General features: G+C 75.5%; 13 protein-coding genes. 4 read left to right on the top strand and 9 right to left on the bottom strand.

Translation table 11 applies throughout. The annotated features are described in order from the left end of the window. Positions 1-73 precede the first annotated feature (73 nt). From D7223_RS25860 to D7223_RS25830, 7 genes are all read right to left on the bottom strand, one after another. Positions 74-1,744, bottom strand: a complete 1,671-nt coding sequence (locus D7223_RS25860; RefSeq protein WP_120731057.1) for an FAD-dependent oxidoreductase — start codon at positions 1,742-1,744, stop codon at positions 74-76. Then, positions 1,731-3,230 (bottom strand): DUF4127 family protein, encoded by a 1,500-nt coding sequence (locus D7223_RS25855; protein WP_158610935.1) that lies wholly within the window; start codon positions 3,228-3,230, stop codon positions 1,731-1,733. Before D7223_RS25855 ends, D7223_RS25860 begins: the two co-directional genes overlap by 14 nt. After that, positions 3,227-4,207: an ROK family protein gene (locus D7223_RS25850; protein ID WP_120731055.1), complete on the bottom strand. Its 981-nt coding sequence runs from the start codon at positions 4,205-4,207 to the stop codon at positions 3,227-3,229. The genes D7223_RS25855 and D7223_RS25850 overlap by 4 nt, the downstream gene beginning before the upstream one ends. After that, entirely contained in the window at positions 4,207-4,929 is a 723-nt protein-coding gene (locus D7223_RS25845; protein ID WP_120731054.1) for a GntR family transcriptional regulator, read from the bottom strand. Before D7223_RS25845 ends, D7223_RS25850 begins: the two co-directional genes overlap by 1 nt. Further along, the gene (locus D7223_RS25840; protein WP_120731053.1) at positions 4,926-5,750 is read right to left on the bottom strand and encodes a carbohydrate ABC transporter permease; all 825 of its coding nucleotides are present in this window, start codon (positions 5,748-5,750) and stop codon (positions 4,926-4,928) included. The genes D7223_RS25845 and D7223_RS25840 overlap by 4 nt, the downstream gene beginning before the upstream one ends. Continuing rightward, positions 5,747-6,631: a carbohydrate ABC transporter permease gene (locus D7223_RS25835; protein ID WP_202864700.1), complete on the bottom strand. Its 885-nt coding sequence runs from the start codon at positions 6,629-6,631 to the stop codon at positions 5,747-5,749. The genes D7223_RS25840 and D7223_RS25835 overlap by 4 nt, the downstream gene beginning before the upstream one ends. Before the next feature lie 71 nt (positions 6,632-6,702). Continuing rightward, positions 6,703-8,013, bottom strand: coding sequence for an ABC transporter substrate-binding protein (locus tag D7223_RS25830; RefSeq protein ID WP_120731052.1), 1,311 nt, complete (start codon positions 8,011-8,013; stop codon positions 6,703-6,705). 168 nt (positions 8,014-8,181) lie between these two features. On the opposite strand from D7223_RS25830, the gene D7223_RS25825 reads away from it, so the two are divergent. Further along, entirely contained in the window at positions 8,182-10,584 is a 2,403-nt protein-coding gene (locus D7223_RS25825) for a glycoside hydrolase family 10-like protein (RefSeq protein ID WP_147252512.1), read from the top strand. Positions 10,585-10,687: 103 nt separating this feature from the next. Here D7223_RS25825 and D7223_RS25820 read toward each other — a convergent pair whose 3' ends face one another. After that, positions 10,688-11,029 (bottom strand): hypothetical protein, encoded by a 342-nt coding sequence (locus D7223_RS25820; RefSeq protein ID WP_120731050.1) that lies wholly within the window; start codon positions 11,027-11,029, stop codon positions 10,688-10,690. 104 nt (positions 11,030-11,133) lie between these two features. On the opposite strand from D7223_RS25820, the gene D7223_RS25815 reads away from it, so the two are divergent. Beyond that, positions 11,134-11,823: a hypothetical protein gene (locus tag D7223_RS25815; protein WP_120731049.1), complete on the top strand. Its 690-nt coding sequence runs from the start codon at positions 11,134-11,136 to the stop codon at positions 11,821-11,823. Positions 11,824-11,876: 53 nt separating this feature from the next. Here the strand turns inward: D7223_RS25815 and D7223_RS25810 are convergent, their stop codons facing one another. Continuing rightward, positions 11,877-13,100, bottom strand: coding sequence for an MFS transporter (locus D7223_RS25810; protein WP_120731048.1), 1,224 nt, complete (start codon positions 13,098-13,100; stop codon positions 11,877-11,879). A gap of 165 nt (positions 13,101-13,265) precedes the next feature. Here D7223_RS25810 and D7223_RS25805 point away from each other — a divergent pair, with 165 nt between their 5' ends. Next, positions 13,266-14,252, top strand: coding sequence for a LacI family DNA-binding transcriptional regulator (locus D7223_RS25805; RefSeq protein ID WP_238162227.1), 987 nt, complete (start codon positions 13,266-13,268; stop codon positions 14,250-14,252). Positions 14,253-14,298: 46 nt separating this feature from the next. Beyond that, entirely contained in the window at positions 14,299-15,456 is a 1,158-nt protein-coding gene (locus tag D7223_RS25800) for an FAD-dependent oxidoreductase (RefSeq protein ID WP_120731046.1), read from the top strand. Positions 15,457-15,459 lie beyond the last annotated feature (3 nt).

Raw genomic sequence — 15,459 nt, 5'->3', positions numbered from 1 at the left:
GGCACTCCGCTCCGCTCCGTGCCGCCATGAGGCACCCTCGGGCTGAGCCTGATGATTCGCTCGCTCCGCTCGCTCATGCGGTGATGTCCTCCAGTACGGCGCCGAAGGCGCGGGCGGTGTCCACGGTGGACGGGTCGGCGCCGAGGGCGGCGGCGGCCCGGCGTACGGCGACGGCGTCGGCGGGGCCGGCGGGCCGATCGGGGTCGACGGCCAGCGTGGCGGCCCGCTCCCCCTCCAGCGCGCCGTGCGCGGCGGCGAGGTGCACGGCGGCGAAGCGCGGGTCACCGGCCGGCACGTCGGCGACCCAGGCCAGCGGCACGCCGTCGGCGACCAGGTCGCGCTGCACCGCCACCAGCAGCGCCGGGTCGGTCAGCACGTCGCCGACCGGGCGGTCGTCGGTGGCGCAGCGGGCGGCGAGCGTGCCGGCGGCCTCGCCGACCGCCCACTCGCCGTGGTGCACCCGGTACGCGGCGGCGGCGATCTGGGTGGCGCCGAGGTTCTTCGCCGCGGCGAGGAGGTTCACCGCGCCGCGCGGCACCAGCGCCGCCGCGGGGATGGTGAACGGCGCGGTCGGCCGGTAGACCGGTGTCGGATGGCCGGTGCGTTCGTGCAGGTCGACGTGGTACCAGGTGACGCCGAGCGAGCCGGGAAGGTGCCGGGCGCGGGCCCGGCCGGCGACGGGTTCCAGGTCGTGCCCGGTGACCGGGGCGTCCACCACGATCCGCCGGGACTCCCGCAGGTACGGCGCCTCGGCGTACCCGTCGGGGGTGCCGGCCGCCTCCGGGGCCAGCCGCAGCCCGGGGAAGCCCCGCCCGCCGTCCTCCCGCGGCGCCTCGGTGCGCAGCCAGTGCACGAACGCGGCGGTCAACTCCCGGCCGGCGCGTTCCGCCCCGGCCGGGTCGCCGAGCGGGTCCTGCCCGGCGCAGTCGTTGGCCGCCCAGTTGAGGGTGACCAGCTCGGGCGCGGTGGCGCGCAGCCGGCGGTAGGTCCAGAACGGCGGCTTGCCGTCCGGCCCGTCGGTGAACATCCGGTACCGGTGCACGCCGCCGTCCCATCCGGCGATGTCGAAGGAGAGCCGGTGGCGCAGGTCGGCGTACCCGGCGGGGGCGGCGCCGGGGAACTCCTCCCCCGGGTGGTGCTCGACCAGCGCGCACCAGGTGAAGGACTGTTGGGCGGCCGGGTCGGGCCCCCCGGGCACCGCGTCCGGCTCGCCGTACGCGTCGCGACCCTCGGAACCGTGCACGGTGGCGAACCCGGCCAGCGGCGCGAGGTCGCCGCGCTCGGTCGCGTCGCAGAACACCCGCGCCGCGATCACCGTTCCGTCGGCGAGGGTGACGTCGTGCACCCGTCCGCCGCGGACCGTGGCGGCGACCGGCGCGCGGCCGGTGAGCACGGTGACCTTCGCCTCGGCGAGCAGGTCGTCGAGGATCTCCTGGGCGACGGCCGGCTCGAAGCAGAGCCGGCTCACCCAGCCCGCGCCGGGGTTGGCGACGCCGCCGTGCCGGGCGCGGACCGCGTCGCGGAACGCCCGGTAGGACGCCGACGCGCCGAAGCTCTCGATGTGCGGGTGCTCGTCGAGGGCCGGCAGCGCCTGGGTGGTGACCTGGCCACCGATCCGGCCGTACTCGTCGGTGAGCACCACCGACCGGCCGGCACGGGCGGCGGCGAGGGCCGCCGCGACCCCGCCGAGGCCGCCGCCGATCACGGCCACGTCGACGTCCACCGTCGCCTCAGGACTGTTCACCGGTCTCCTCCAGCAGAAAGTCGATCTCGTACGTGCGCTGCCAGGGCAGGGTGACCGAGCCGGCCGCGACGCGCAGGCCGGGCACCGGGCGCAGGGCCGCCCACCGCTCGTCGAGCAGCGCGGCGACCCGGGCGGTGACCGCCGGGGTGTCGGCGGCGGTGACGTGGTCGTGCCGGGTCGGGTCGGTGCCGAGTTCGCGGCGCAGCCGCGGCCGGGCGTACGACATCCAGACGTGGTCGTCGACCAGCCGGTGGGCGAGCAGCCGGCGGGCGGCGTCGACGTCGAGGGTGCCGCGCGCCCGGCCGACCTGGTAGGCGACCAGGGTGGCCAGGGCGCTGCCGAGGGTGTTGCCGGCGGTGTTCCAGCCGGCGAACCCGGCCAGCCGGGCGAGGCTGCCGTCGGCGGCGAGGTCGGCCACCAGGCGCGGGTCGGCGCCGTTGCCGAGCGCGCAGTCGGCCAGGGCGACGGTGCGGCCCCGGGTGAGCAGGTCGCGGACCAGTGCGGCGGTGCGGGCGGCGGCACCCGGATCGGTGTCCGGCGGCGGCGCGGTGGCCCAGTCCGCCTCGCCGGGCTGCGGCGCGTGCACCACCAGCACCGCGTCGGCGGCGTCGACGGCACCGGCGTCGGCGGTGTCCACCAGGACGGCCCCGGCCGCGGCGGCCTGGCTGGCGATGCCGGTGCCAACCGGCACCGGCTCGTAGCGGGCCACCCGGGACAGGCCGTCCGGCTCGGCGCAGGCGACGGCCAGCCGGGGCGCGTGTCCGGCCGCCCGGGTCAGGGCCCGGGCCACCAGGACGGCGCCGATCTCGTCGGCACCGGGGTGGGCCGGCGCCCGGTCACCCAGTTCCAGCCATCCCGCCCAGGTGCGCAGCCAGCGCCACTCGGCGGTGCCGACGGCGGCGAGGGCGGTGTCGTCGGCGCCCACCACGAGGGTGTCCAGCACGCCCTCGGCGGCCAGCGAGAGCGCCACCTGGTTGAGGGTGTGGTTGCGCTGGCGGCGGCGCAGGAAGTCTCGCCGCAGGTCGGCCGGCACGTCGGTGCGCGCGACCGCGCCGGGCGCGTCGAGCGCGCGGTGCAGGGCGGCCGAGTACGCGTGCAACGCGCGGCCGTGGTCGGCCCAGTAGGCCGGCTCCTCGCCGGCGTCGTCGGCGTCCGGGGTGCGCTGCACGACGGTGCTGGCGTACACCGGGCCGGTCCGGTCACGCAGCGCCGCCCAGCGGGTCAGCACCGTCGACACCGGTTCGTCGTGCAGTCGGGAGGCGATGAGACCGCCGTGGCCGAGGGTCTCCAGGGCCACCACGGCCGCGTCGGCGGGCTCCTGGCGCAGCCAGTCGGCGAGCCGGTCCGGGTCACCGGCGCGCCGGCCGGCGGGCAGCAGCGCCGCCGGCGGGGTGGCCACGGCGGCACCGGCGACGGCGGCGACCAGCGCGGGCAGCACCCGGCACACCGGCCGGTCGTCCAGCGGGACGAGGGCGATCCGGATCACCGGGCCACCGCCGGGTCGACGTCGGTGCCGGCATACCCGGTCGGGGCGGCGGCGGGCCGCGCCGGGCTCCCCGGTGCGCCGGAGGCCAGCGCGCGGCGGGCGGCCTCGGCCGCGCCGACGAGTGGCGCGTCGGTGCCGAGGGCGGCCGGGACCAGCGGCACCGCGCCGAGCACCGGCAGGCAGGACGCGGCGAAGGCGGGGCGCAGCGCGTCGAGCAGTTCCGGCACGGCCGCGCCGCCGCCGACCACGATCCGGTCCGGGTCGAGGACGTTGGCAAGGCCGGCCAGGGCGGTGCCGAGGGCCTCCCCCGCCGTGGCGATCACCGCCCGCGCGTACTCGTCACCGGCGCGCGCCCGGCGTACCACCTCGGGAAGCGCGACCCCGAGGGCGCCGGTGCGCGCGGCGTAGCCGGCCGCCATCGCGGGCCCGGAAGCGACGGCTTCGACGTGGCCGGAGACGCCGCACGGGCAGGGCCGGCCGACGGCCTGCGGCACCGGCACGTGGCCGACGTGCCCGGCGGCGCCCAGCCGGCCGGTGAGCAGCCGGCCGGCGGCGTGCACGCCGCCGCCGACGCCGGTGCCGACGGCCACCCCGAGCACGGTGGGCAGGCCCCGTCCGGCGCCGTGCACGGCCTCGCCGAGGGTGAACGCCTGCACGTCACCCAGTACCACGGCGGGCAGCCGCAGGCGGTCGCGCAGGCCGGCGCGGACGTCCACCCCGGACCAGCCGTGGATCAGGGACGAGGCGGCGTTCACCAGGCCGGTGTCCGGGTCGACCAGGCCGGGCGCGCCGACGCCGACGGCGGCCGGCGCGCCGCCGAGCGAGCGGACCAGCGCGGCGGCGGTGTCCAGCACGGCGGCGGCGCCGCTGGCCGGGGTGGGCGCCTGGGTACGCGCGAGCACCGTCCCGCCGCGGACCAGGGCGGCGGCGGTCTTCGTGCCGCCGATGTCCACGGCGGCGAGGATCGGGGTGGTCATCAGGCCCTTCGGGTCACGGTGATGCGGAAGTCGTACCGGTCGGCGCGGTAGAGGCTCTCCGCCCGTTCCACGGCCGCGCCCGACTCGTCGTAGGTGATCCGGTCGACCCGCAGCGCGGGCGAGAACGCGGCCACCCCCAGCAGCCGGGCCTGGTCGGCGTCGACGACGGTCGCGGCGATCACCTGGTCGGCGTGGTGGGGGCGGACGCCACGCTCGGCGAGGACCTCGTAGAGGGAGCCGGCGACGACGCCGGCGTCCAGTTCACCGACCCGCTCGGCGGGCAGCCAGACCTCCTCCAGACACATCGGCAGGCCGTCGGCGAGCCGCAGCCGGCGGGCGTGCACCACCTCGGCACCCGGCGAGACGGCCAGGTCCCGGGCGACGACCACCGGCGCGGGGATGACGGTGAGGTCGAGCAGCCGGGAGTCCGGCGTGAGCCGGCGCAGCCGCATGTCCTCGCTGAACGAGGTGAGCGCGAGGTTCTTGGAGATGGTGGCCGGGTCGGCGACGAAGGTGCCGGAGCCCTGCGCCCGGTAGACCAGGCCCTCCTCCTCCAGCCGGCCGACGGCCTGCCGGACGGTGGCCCGGCTGACCCCGAAGCGGGCGACCAGTTCCCGCTCGCTGGGCAGCGGATCGTGTGGTCGCAGTGCCTGGCCGATCTCCGCGCGCAGCGCGGCGTACAGCGCCTCGTGCTTGAAGCCGACCTTGTTGACGACGGTCATCCCTTCACGCCCCCTTCTCCGACTCCGCGGAAGAACAGCCGTTGCAGGGCGAAGAAGACGGCCAGCAACGGCAGGACCGCGATCATCGTGCCAGCGGCGACCACCCGTTGGTCGTTGGTGAAGGTTCCGGAGAGGTACTGGAGACCGACGGTGAGGGTGAAGTTGTCCGGGTTCTTCAGCACGATCAGCGGCCAGAGGAAGTCGTCCCAGGCGAACAGGAAGCTGAACACCCCGACCACCGCCAGCGAGCCGCGGACGCTGGGCAGCGCCACCCGCCAGAACCGGGACCACTCCCCCGCGCCGTCGATGGCGGCGGCCTCCTCGACCTCCTTGGGCAGGGCGAGGAACGCGGTGCGCATGACCAGGATGGACAGCCCGGACACCGCGCCGGGCAGCAGCACGCCGAGCAGGGTGTCGACCAGGCCGAGGCTGCGTACGGTCAGGAAGACGTTGACCATGATGACCTCGAACGGCACGACCAGCGAGGCGAGGACGGCGGCGAAGACCGCGCCCCGGCCCCGGAAGCGCATCCGCGCCAGGGCGTAGCCGGCCATCGCGCCGAGCAGGCAGTTGGTGACCACGCTGGCGGTGGCCACCATCGCCGAGTTGGCGATGTAGCGCCAGACCGGGATGACCTCGGCGACCTTGCCGAAGTTGCCGAGCGTCGGGTCCCGCGGCAGCCAGGTGACGTCCGGGCCGTAGATCGGCTCACCGGTGCCCTTGAGGGAGGTGAGCAACTGCCACAGGAACGGGCCGACCAGCAGCACCGTCATCACCAGCAGCAGGACGTAGCGCAGGGCCACCGGACCGTGCCGTGTCATGCCTGGCTCCCCTCGTCGCGGCGGCGCAGCACCAGGGCCAGCACGGACAGGCCGAGGGTCCCGACGAGGAGCACCAGGCTCATCGCCGAGGCGTACCCGATCTCGCCGTCGACCCCGAGGCCCACCTCGCGGATGTAGTAGACGATCGACTTGGCCTGCCCGCCCGGACCGGCGGTGCCCGAGGAGAGCACGTAGATCTCGGCGAAGACCTTGGTCGCGGAGATCGCGGACAGGGCACCGACCAGCAGCATCGTCGGGCGTACGGTCGGCACGGTCACCGAGCGGAACCGGCGTACCGCACCGGCGCCGTCCACCTTGGCCGCCTCGTACAGCTCGTTCGGCACGTTGGACAGGGCGGCCAGGTAGATCACCATGTAGTAGCCGAGGCCCTTCCAGACGGTCACCAGCATGCAGGAGAACAGCAGCAGCGTGGAGTCGGTGAGGAAGGGCAGCGGTTCGGCGATCACCTTCAGCCGGAGCAGGACGGCGTTGACCAGCCCCTCGGAGGACAGCAGCCAGCTCCAGATCAGGCCGACCACCACCATCGAGGCGATGACCGGGGAGTAGAACACGGCGCGGAACGCGCCGAGGCCGGGCAGCTTGGCGTGCACCAGCTGGGCCAGCAGCAGCGGCAGCAGCACCAGGGCGGGAACCACCACGACCAGGTACAGGCCGGTGTTGGCCAGCGCGCGGAAGAACTCGTCGTCCTGGGCGAGGCGGCGGAAGTTCTCCACACCGGTGAACTGACCGCCGCCCAGCGCCCGGGCGTCGGTGAAGGCGAGCACGCCGGTGTTGGCCAGCGGACCCCAGGTCATCACCGCGGTCACCAGCAGCGCCGGGGCCAGGAAGAGCCAGGGCACGTACCATCGACGGCCGATCACGGGAAGCTCCTTGCGTGGGGGCGGCGCCGCCCGCCGGGGCGGGGTCGGCGGGCGGCGCCTCGAGGGGTGGCTCAGCGGGCGAGCAGGGCGTTCGCCTCGGCCACGGCTTCGTCCAGGGCGGTCTTCGGGTCCAGGTCACCCTTGACGGCGAGCTGGATCTTGCCGATGACGACGGACTTGGTGCGGTCGTCCCACTGGACCGGGGTGAGGTTCTCGGCCTTGGCGATCTGCTCGGCGGAGATCTTCCGGGCGATCGAGGTCGGGTCGGTCTCGGTGACGGCCGTGAAGTACGGGTCCTTCAGCGAGTCCGCGGTGGACGGCAGGATCGTGACGATCTTCGCGAAGGCCAGCTGGTTCTCGGCGTTGGTGACGAACTTGGCGAACTCCAGCGCGGTGGCCGGGTTCTTGCTCTTCTTCGGGATGAGCAGCCCCATCACCGACATGTTCGTGGTGCCCTCGGCGCTGGCGATCTGGCCGGCGACGCCGGTGGCCTTCGCGACGGCGGGGGCGTTCTCGCCGACGACCTTGAGGAAGTTGGGACCGGAGGGGAAGAGCGCGGTGCGCCCGGCCGAGTACGCCTCGGTGGCCTTGGAGTGGTTCTCGGTCAGCCAGTCCGGGGCGAAGGCCTTGCTCGTGTACAGGTCGCGCAGCGCGGTCACGTACTCGACGGCCTCGGGGGTGTTGAACGTCCAGGCGGTGGCGTCGTCGTTGAGCAGCGGCACGCCCAGCTTGGCGAGGTTCGGCACGACGGTGTTCTCCAGCGCCGGGTGCCAGCCGTAGAAGGCGCCCTTGCCGGCGGTGGAGAGCTGCTTGGTCTGGGCGAGCAACTCGTCGATGGTCTTCGGCGGGGTGTTCGGGTCGAGCCCGGCCTTGGCGTAGAGGTCCTTGTTGTACATGGTGACCTCGCTGGTGAGGTACCACGGCAGGCCGTACGCACCCTCCTGGCCGGGGACCTTGAAGGCGTCCCAGGCGCCGGGGACGTAGCTGCCCTTGACGTCGGCCGCGCTCTTCTCCAGGTCGAAGAAGACGCCCTGCTTCTCCAGCTTCTGGGCGAAGTTCGGGTTCAGGTTGACCACGTCGGGCAGGGTGCCCGCCTGCGCGTCGTTGGTGATCTTCTCCTGGGCGCCCTGGAACGGCAGGTCGATCCAGTTGACCTTGGTGCCGGGGTGCTTCGCCTCGAAGTCGGCGACGAGCTTGGTGATGTAGTCGTCGAACGTCGGCTTGAGGGCCAACGTGGAGAAGGTGATCTCGCCCTTGACCTCGCCGGAGATCGTGTCGCCGCCGGCGGTGCCGGTGGCGTCGTCACCGTCGGACAGGCCGCAGCCGCTGACGAAGAGCGCAGCCGCGAGGGCGACGGCCGCGAAGGCGCGGGTACGCCTCATGAGGGGTCCTCCAGGTGGGGGGGTAGTGGTACGGACCAGTGCCGGTGACTCTGGACCATGACCCCGCACAAGGTCAAGCCCTCGCTGCGGATTCAGCGCCCGCTGTCCGCTTTCGTTGCCGGATTGAGGCCTTGACTTGTCCGTACCACCGGGCACACGATGGGCCGCATGCCTACCCCCACCCCCCTGCGCCGGGTGTCCGTCGCCGGCCTCGCCGGTGCCCTCCTGCTCGGCCTGACCACCGTTCCGGCGTACGCCGAACCGACCTCGGACGGCCGGCCCGTCGTGGTCACCGCCGACGGCGACACGGCCGTCATCGACGCGATCGATCCGTCTTCGCGGACCGCCGGGATGCTCGCCCTCTACACCCCCGACGCGGGCGCCGAGACCCGCACCAACGCCTTCGGCGGCGAGGCCGTGCTGCGCGCCCTCGGCGGCGGCAGCTACGAGGTGCTCAGCGTCTGCACCGTGCTGGACTCCTGCCCGAAGCCCGGCAACAACGCGATCCCGGCCGACGGCGCGGTGCTGTCGGCGTCACCGCCGGAGGCCGGCGGCGTCGACGACCGTCGCTTCCTGCGTGACCAGCTGCGCGCCGGCGACCGGGTGGAGCTGCGCAACCTGCTGATCCGCCGGGCGAGCGGCACCCTGGACGCCACCGACCCGACCGCCGCCAGCCACCCCGGCGGCGTGGACCCGGCGACCGGTCAGTGCTTTCCCGGCTGCCGGGGCGCCGAGCAGCTCATCGCCTACACCCCGGCCGCCGGCCGGCCCACCACCGGCACCAACGACTACGGCTTCGAGGTCACCGTGACCGACGGCCGGGTGACCGCCCGCGGGGGCGGGAACAGCGCGATCCCGGCCGGCGGGTTCGTGCTCTCCGGGCACGGTTCCCGCGGCTCGTGGCTGGAGGGCAACGCGCCGCTGGGCGCGAAGGTCACCCTCGACGGCGCCACGGTCACCGTCGAGGTGGACGCAGAGAGCTGGCTGCTCGGCGCGGAACGGGCCGCCGACGCCGCGCGCGGCACGAAGGACGCCGCGCTCGCCTCCTGCCTGGCAATCGACCCGAAGGCCGTGGACGCCGCCCTCGCCGAGGCGGACACCCTGCTGACCCGGGCCCGCGACCTCGCCGCCACCGAGCCGGAGCGGGCCGCCGAGCTGGCCCGCGACGCCACCCGCCGGGCCGAGGTCGCCGGCTACCGCACCCGCGAGTCCCGCGAGGTCGAGGGCCGTGGCCTGTGGGTACGCCCGATCGAGACCAGCCCGGAGCAGATCCGCGCCTCGATCGACCGGATCGCCGCCGCCGGCTTCAACACGGTCTTCCTGGAGACGGTGTGGGGCGGCTACACCATCTACCCGAGCGCCGTCGCCGAGAACGCCGGCATCCCCGCGCAGCGGCCCGAGATGCGCGGCTTCGACCCGCTGAAGGTCTGGATCGACGAGGCGCACGCGCGCGGCATCGAGCTGCACGCCTGGACGCACACGTTCTTCGTCGGCATCGAGTCCGGCGGTGGGCCGGTGCTGCGGGCCCACCCGGACTGGGCGGCCGTCGAACGGGAGGACGTGGGCAAGACCGGGCCGCAGCCGTCGCGGATGGAGCCCGGCTACTTCTGGGTCGACCCGGCGATCCCGGCGGTCCGCTCCCACGTGCTCGCCACGTACGCCGAGATCCTGCGTGGTTACGACGTGGACGGGCTGCACCTGGACTACATCCGGTACCCGGTCTCGCTGCCGTACGGCGCGGACTTCTCCTACTCCGCGTACAGCCGGCAGGCGTTCACCGCCGCGCACGGCGTCGACCCGTACACGCTGACGCCGGACTCGCCGCAGTGGCCGACCTGGAACGCCTGGCGGGAGCGGCAGGTCACCACGTTCGTCGACGCCGTCCGCACCCTCCAGCGGGACGTGGCCGCCGAGAAGAAGTTGTCCGCCGCGGTCTTCGCCGACCCCACCGACGGGCTGGGCAAGAAGTTCCAGAACTGGGGCGCCTGGGTCGACGCCGGCACGCTGGACTTCCTCACCGGCATGTCGTTCGGCACGTCGGCCGGCTCGGTGGGGCAGGACACCGCGGTGATGCGGGAGCGGGTCGGCGACGTGCCGCTGTACACCGCCACCTACGGCCCGCTGCGCGGCTCCTCCCCCGACCTGATGCTCGACCAGGTGCAGGCGGTCAACGACGCCGACTCCGACGGCGCCGCTCTGTTCGCGTACAACCAGCTCAACGCCCGCCAGCAGGAGGCGCTGCGGGAGGGCTCGTTCCGCAACCGGTCGGTGGTGCCGCACGCCGACCACCGGGCGGCGGCGCTGGCCGGGGTGACCGCGCTGCGCGAGACCCTGCGCCGGGCGACCGCCTGCGCCCCGGTCGCCCGCACCGCCGAGGTCCGGGCGCGGCTGGTCGCCGCCGAGCGGCTGCTGCGCCCCGGCCGGCCCGCCGCGGCGGTCGACGCCGCCGCACGGCAGCTGGACAAGGCGGCCACCGCCGCGGCCGGCTGGGGCAGCGCCGTCCAGCCCGACTTCGCCCGCCGCACCGTCCGCGACCTGCGAATGTACGCCCGCTGGGCCGACCTGGCCTAACTCCACCCCACCCCACCCTCACCCGCGTTGACCAAGAGGTTTGCGTCAGGATCCGGCGCGATTCTGACGCAAACCTCTTGATCAACCGGAGCGGAGGGGTTGGTCAGCGGGCGCGGCGCTCGGGGTGGGCGCGGTTCCACACCCGCATGCGCTCCGGGTAGCCGGTCTTCTGCGCCTCGTAGAGCGGGACGGCGTGTTTGCGGGCCAGCGCGCCCGCGACCCGCGGCGACCCGGTGCGGCGGCGGATCCACTCGCCGTCGTGGGCGATCGCCACCACCGTCGTGTCGGTCGCGGTGGTCTCCGGTTCCAGGTAGAACTCCACACCGGCCCGGCTGGCCACGAACGCCTCCAGCGCGGCCAGGTCCTCTCCGGTGGCCGCCCGGTCGAGCTTGGTCGGGATCCCGTCGGCCGCGACGGTCTTCAAGCGCCGGCTGAACCAGCCCATGCCCGGCTCCTCTCCTCGCCGTGACCTCCAGTGCACCACCGTCACCTGGCAATCTCCTGGACGGCGGGTGGGCGTGCCCTGACGGCGGCCCTAGGCTGCACCGGATGCGGAACGTGGTGGTGGACGCGGTACGGGACAACGCCGGCTGGTGCGAGCTGATCTGCCGCACCCACGGGCTGGTCGGGGTGACCGACGGCGACGCGTGGTCGGTGCCGCGCCGCTCCCCGACGTGGTACCCGGACGCGGTCACCCTGCGCCCCGGCGTCGACCCCGGCGCGCTGCTGCGCCGGATCGATGCCGGCCCGGGCGCGTCGGTCAAGGACAGCTTCGCCGACCTGGATCTCACCGGGTACGGCTTCCAGGTCCTGTTCACCGCGCGGTGGATCCACCGGCCGGCCGCACCGGCCCCGGCCGCCCCGGCCCCGGCCGCCCCGGACCCGGCCGCCCCGGACCCGACCCTCAGCCCGGTCCGCTCGCCCGACGCGCTGACCGGTTGGGCCGAGGCCCACGGCGGCGACGCCCTGTTCCGCCCGGCCCTGCTGGCCGACCCGCGGGTCACCGTCCTGGCCGGTTACGACGCGTCCGGCGTGACCGCCGGGGCGATCCTGCACGCCGGCGGTCCGGTGGTGGGGGTGTCCAACGTGTTCGTCCGCACCGGCCCGGCCGACGCGGTGTGGCGGGCCCTGCCCGCGACCGACCCGCTGGTCGGCTACGAGTCCGGCGACGACCTGGCGGCGGCGCGGCGCGCCGGCTTCCACCCCACCGGGCCGCTGCGCGTCTGGCTGCACCGCTGACGGCGCTGCCCGCCGGGCACCCGGAGCCCCCGTGCGCTCCGGGTGCGCGGGGTTCAGCGGGACGGGGGACGGATGACCGGGACCAGGGCCAGCGTCGGGATCAGCAGCAACGGCACGACCAGCAGCGCGCGCAGCGTACCGACCCGGTCGCCGAGCAGCCCGAGCAGCGGCGGGCCGGCCAGGAACGCCGTGTAGCCGATCACCGCGACGACGCTGACCCGGGCCGGGGCGCGGTCCTCCTCGTCGGCTGCCGCGCTCATCCCGACCGGGAAGCCCAGCGACGTGCCGAGCCCCCACAGCGCCACCCCGACGATCGCGACCGGCCCGGAGCCGGCGAACACCGCCAGCCCCGCCCCGGCGGCGGCGAGCAGGACCGTGACCAGCAGCACCGGCACCCGGCCCCAGCGGTCCAGCGCCAGTGTGCCGGCGGTACGCCCCAGCGTCATGCCGACCACGAAGACACCGAAGACGGCGGCGCCGACGGCCTCGCTGACCCCGTACCCGTCGACGAACGCGACCGCCAGCCAGTCGTTGGCGCTGCCCTCGGCGAACGCCATGACCAGCACGAAGAGGCCGACGAGCAGGGTCCGCGGCTCGCGCCAGGCGGCGAGCAGGTCACGCCGGCGGGCGCTGGGCGAGGAGTCGCCGGTGGCGCCGGAGACCGCGGTGAACGGCAGGAAGGCGCGCGCGCCGGCCACCGTGCCGGCCAGCACGACCACCGCCAGCACGGTGAGGTGCGCGGCGACCGGTACGCCGAGGCGGGCCGCCCCGGCGCCGAGCGCCGCGCCGGCCACCGAGCCGAGGCTCCAGGCGGCGTGGAAGCGGGGCATGACGGTCCGGCCGAGCCGGCGCTCGACCGCCGCGCCCTCGATGTTCATCGCCACGTCGCAGGTGCCCGAGCCGTAGCCGACGGCGAACAGGCCGGCGGCCACCCCGGCGACCGAGGAGAGGACGTTGGCCGAGGTGCCGACCACGGCCAGGCCGAGCGCCACCGCGACGGTGCCCAGGACCACCGTGCGGGCGTTGCCGAGCCGCTGGGCGACCAGCCCGGAGGTGGGCATCGCGAGGATCGCCCCGGCGGACATGGCGAGCAGCAGCAGGCCGAGCCGGCCGGCGCTGAGGTCCAGCGCGTCACGGACCGCCGGTACCCGCCCGAACCAGGTGGCCACGGCGAGCCCGTTGAGCGCGAAGACGACCGCGACGCCGTTGCGGGCGGCCCGCACCGGGGCGGGTACGTCGGCGGTTGGCGCGCTGGGCGGGGCGGTCACGCCGGTCACGGCAAGGGTCCTCTCGTCGTACGGGTCCTGCCGCCCGATGAGACACCTGGAAGCGCTACCACGACAACCCGGTCCGCCCCTTACCCGGGCGGTGGCCGCCGGGAGATGATGACGTCGAGTCCCGCCGCGACGGCTCCGGCGGCGGGCACGGGGAGGAACGACAAGATGACCGTGTCAGACCGGCCACCGACCCTGGCCGACATCGCCCGGGACGCCGGGGTGTCCGTGTCCACCGCCTCGCGGGTGCTCGCCGGCACCGGTTACGCCTCACCCGCCGCCCGGGGCCGGGTGACCGCCGCGGCCGACCGGCTCGGTTACGTACCCGACGTGGCGGCCCGCGCGCTGGCCCGGGGCAGCGGCGTCCGGCTCGTGGTGCTGGCGGCCGGGGCGAGCGCGGCGGTCCTGGACGACCCGTACGTCGACCGGGTGGTCGGCGCGGCGGCCCGCGTCTGCGCGCCGCTCGGGATGGGGGTGGCGCTGAACTGGCTGCCCAGCCGGAACCCGGGCGACCTGCGCCGGCTGGCCGCCGACCGCGGGGTGGGCGGGGTGGTGCTGCTCAACGCGACCGCGCGGGTGCTCGACGCCGTCCCGACGGCGCTGCGCGGTCGGGTGGTCTCCATCGGCATCGGCTCGCCGCAGGTGCCGTCGGTCGACGTGGACAACGCCGGTGGCACCGAGGCGGTGGTCGGCCACCTCTACGCGACCGGCCGCCGGCGCATCGCCATGGTCACCGGTCCGCACTGGATGCCCTGCTCGGGCCGGTCGGTGACCGCGTACCGGCGGATGATGCGCGAGGCCGGCCTGCCGGCGCGCACGGTCTCCGGGGACTTCACCGCGCGGCGGGGCCGCGTGGCCGCCCGCGAGGTGCTGACCCGCTGGCCGGACGTGGACGCGGTGGTCGGCATCAGCGACGCGACCGCTCTCGGGGTGATCGATCGGCTGCGCGGCGACGGTGTGCAGGTGCCCGGCGACGTCGCGGTGACCGGGTTCGACGACATCCCGCTCGCCGCGATGACCACGCCGGCGCTCACCACCGCCACCCACCCGGTGGCCGAGATCGCCACCGCCGCGGCCACCGCCGCGCTGGCCGGTGGCCGGGTCGGGCCGCTGACCACCTTCCCGTCCCGGCTGGTCCGCCGGGTCAGCGCCTGAGCGCCCCCCGTCGGGACCCGGGATCGACTTCACGAGGATGGCCGACATGGACGGGACACACGCGGTGGTCGTGGGCGGCGGGATCGGCGGCCTCGCCGCCGCGCTCGCGCTGCACCGGCGGGGATGGCGGGTGACCGTGCTGGAACGCGCCCCGGAGCTGCGCGAGGTGGGCTCCGGGCTCACCCTGATGGCCAACGCGGTACGCGGGCTGGACGCGCTGGGCCTCGGCGCGGCGGTCCGCTCCCGGGGATCGGCCGACGCCTCGGGCGGCCTGCGTACGGCACGGGGTCGCTGGCTGTCCCGGGTGGACAGCGCGGACATGACCCGGCTGCTCGGCACCACCGCGCTCGGCATCCACCGGGCGACCCTGCACCGGCTGCTGCGCGACGCGCTGCCGCCGGAGGCCCTGCACACCGGCGCCGAGGTGACCGACGTCGACCCGGACACCGGCACGGTCCAGCACCGCCGGAACGGCGAGCCGGCCACCGTCCGGGCCGACCTGGTGGTGGGCGCGGACGGACTGCGCAGCGTCCTGCGTACCCGGCTCTGGCCCGAGATCGCACCCCCCGCGTACGTGGGCACCACCGCCTGGCGCGCCGTGGTCGCGTTCGACCGGCCCGTTCCGGTGGCGGTGAGCTGGGGACCGGGCGCCGAGTTCGGCATGGTGCCGATCGGCGACGGCCGGCTCTACTGGTTCGGCGCGGTCACCGCCCCGCCGGGCGGACGGGCGCCGGACGAGCTGGCCCTGGTCCGGGAACACTTCGGCGACTGGCACGATCCGATCCCGGCGCTGCTCGCGGCGACACCGCCGGCGACGGTGATCCGCACCGACCTGCACCACCTGGGCACACCGCTGCCGACGTACGTGCGGGGTCGGGTGGCGCTGCTCGGCGACGCCGCCCACGCGATGACGCCCAACCTGGGGCAGGGCGCCGGCCAGGCCATCGAGGACGCGGTGGAGTTGGGCGCGGCCTGCGCCGGCGTCCGGCGCGACGAGGTGCCCACCGCCCTGGCCGGGTACGACCGGCGGCGGCGACCCCGCAGCCAGGCCGTCGCCCGCGCGTCCTGGCAGGCCGGGCGCTTTGGCCAGCGGTTGCGCAACCCGGTGGCCGTCGCCCTGCGCGACACCGCGGTGCGGCTCACCCCCGCGCGTACGTCGTTGCGGGCGATGGCCCGGCACGCCGACTGGCACCCGCCGGCCTGACCG

The sequence above is a fragment of the Micromonospora endolithica genome, assembly GCF_003626595.1.
GTDB lineage: Bacteria > Actinomycetota > Actinomycetes > Mycobacteriales > Micromonosporaceae > Micromonospora > Micromonospora endolithica.
Note: the sequence above shows the minus strand (reverse complement) of the source record. Positions and strands in the feature narration are given on the sequence as shown.